The sequence below is a fragment of the Bianquea renquensis genome (assembly GCF_014384895.1).
Lineage (GTDB): Bacteria > Bacillota > Clostridia > Lachnospirales > Bianqueaceae > Bianquea > Bianquea renquensis.
This window is the reverse complement of sequence record NZ_JACRSQ010000075.1, coordinates 1-2,027: the sequence shown is the minus strand read 5'-3', so window position 1 is coordinate 2,027 and position 2,027 is coordinate 1. Positions and strand designations below refer to the sequence as shown.

At 52.4% G+C, this 2,027-nt stretch carries 3 protein-coding genes and 2 pseudogenes; all 5 read left to right on the top strand.

The window, feature by feature from the left end; genetic code table 11:
* Positions 1-366 (top strand): DUF4368 domain-containing protein (locus H8730_RS17220; protein WP_249290281.1); only part of this gene is annotated, 366 nt, incomplete at its 5' end.
* A 28-nt stretch (positions 367-394) separates the two neighbouring features.
* A pseudogene (locus tag H8730_RS18165) lies at positions 395-553 on the top strand (recombinase family protein); the annotation flags it as partial.
* A gap of 49 nt (positions 554-602) precedes the next feature.
* A pseudogene (locus tag H8730_RS17215) lies at positions 603-859 on the top strand (phage replisome organizer N-terminal domain-containing protein); the annotation flags it as partial.
* On the top strand, positions 856-1,608 hold the full coding sequence (locus H8730_RS17210; RefSeq protein WP_249290280.1) for an AAA family ATPase: 753 nt from the start codon (positions 856-858) through the stop codon (positions 1,606-1,608). The pseudogene H8730_RS17215 and the gene H8730_RS17210, both read left to right, overlap by 4 nt.
* 101 nt (positions 1,609-1,709) lie before the next feature.
* Positions 1,710-1,877 (top strand): transposon-encoded TnpW family protein, encoded by a 168-nt coding sequence (locus H8730_RS17205; protein WP_430385404.1) that lies wholly within the window; start codon positions 1,710-1,712, stop codon positions 1,875-1,877.
* The last annotated feature ends 150 nt before the right edge of the window (positions 1,878-2,027 follow it).

The following is a 2,027-nucleotide window of genomic DNA, read 5'->3' as shown; positions in this document are numbered from 1 at the left end:
GCGATCTCCAAGCGGTTGCCGGAACTGGACAAGCTGATCATGTCTGCCTATGAGGACAAGGTGCTGGGGCGTGTGCCGGAAAGCGTCTGTATTCAACTGCTCAATCAGTACGAGGCAGAGCGCAGAGAAAAGCAGAATCGCCGCAGGGAACTGACCGAGCAGCTTGCCGTCAGCCGTGAGAATGAAAAGTCTGCGGACGCATGGCTGGATATGATGCAGGACTACGCCCAGTTGGAAGAACTGGATCGCCCGACACTGGTGCGCCTGATTGAGAAGATCGTCATCGGTGACCGCTACACCGTGGACGATCACGAAGAACGGGACATTCACATCTACTACAACTTCGTGGGTTATATTGAGGTCTAACGCTGTCATGCTTTATGCGAAATGAACTAACAAGTATTATGCCCGTGATACCAGCAAGAAAATCAAATCCGTGTTCAAGGCAAAAGGTATGAGCGGAAAGCACCTGACCGGCACTGTCATTTACGGTTACCTGTGGGACGAGAAACGGGAACACTGGCTTGTGGACGAAGAAGCCGGCGTGGTACTATGTCAAGAAAAAGTACAAGTTAAACGTGAACTTTTTCTTGACATAGTACCAGGGACAGACCGCCCGCGCCTATGGACGTTACCGGAATGTATTCCTGACGGAAAAGGAATTGTCCGAACTCCAAGCGGAGATTCCCGATCTTTGGAAAAGCTATGTGGAACGGCTGTCGGAATACATGGCGTCTACTGGAAAAACTTATAAAAACCATGCCGCCACAATCCGGCGCTGGGTGCCGAGGACAAAAAGAAAGCTGCGCCTCAAGGCCGGAACTGGGATTACAGCGTACAGGAGGGAGAAACCGTATGATTGAGATCACCGCAGAAATCAGAGCCATTATTGACCGCGCCGCCGCAGACCTGGCGCTGGCGGAGGGCGAATACATAGACCCGGCTGACGGGCTTATCCACTGTAAACACTACGGTGGGAACCGCCAGACCGTTGTTCCCTGCTTCGGGAAATCCGGTTACTTCATGCCCCGCTGTGTCTGCCCCTGTCAGGCGGAGGCGGAACGGCGGCGCAAGGAGGCCGAGGAACAGCGGAACCGCATGGAGAGCATTAAGCGGAGACGGGCGCAGGGGCTTCAAGACCGGTATCTGTATGACTATACCTTTGCCAATGACAACGGGCAGAATCCGCTGATGAAGAAAGCACGCGCCTATGTGGACAACTGGAAACAGGCATACCGGGATAATACTGGGCTTCTCCTGTTCGGGGATGTGGGGACAGGAAAATCCTTTTTCGCTGGTTGTATCGCCAACGCCCTGCTTGACCGGGACATTCCGGTGCTGATAACAAACTTCCCCTCTATCCTGAACCGGCTGACCGGTATGTTTTCCGAGGACAGGGTGGAATTTATCGCCAGTCTGGGAATGTATGACCTGCTAATCCTTGACGATCTGGACGCGATCAAGAACCCGCCCGATCTGGCTCATGCGCGCATCTATGACCGCATACTGGAACGGTGCGCCCCGATTCTCTTTGCCGGGAAGAACTTCCGGGAGGAAAACGCCGAGGCTACCAAAGCGGCAGCAAAGGGGATTGTATCCCCGAAATGAAACCGTAAACTGACAGATTGGACAATTTCCCCGCCGCCACCGGCGGGCTGTCCGGGAAAGGAGTATATGCCCCTATGAGCAACGAGAAAAACACCCCAGAAATGACAGCAGCGCCCCAGACCGGCGCAGGGCAAAAGGACGCGCCCGCGCTGGTAAAGAAGATTGGGAAAACGACCTATGTTGTCCGAGTGCATTTCAGTGAAACCTGCAAGGAAACCATGAGCGACAAGATCAAGCGTATGCTGAAAAACGAGGTTGAGCAGATGTAAAAATGCGGAGCCGGAAACCGTCTCACAGGTTTGATATGATACCCCTTAAGTAGACAAGGTAAATAACCAAAATCTACTTGGGGGTATTTTATGTATCGGAAATATACATCAGAAGAAAAATTAAATATTGTAGAAGGATATCTGAATGGG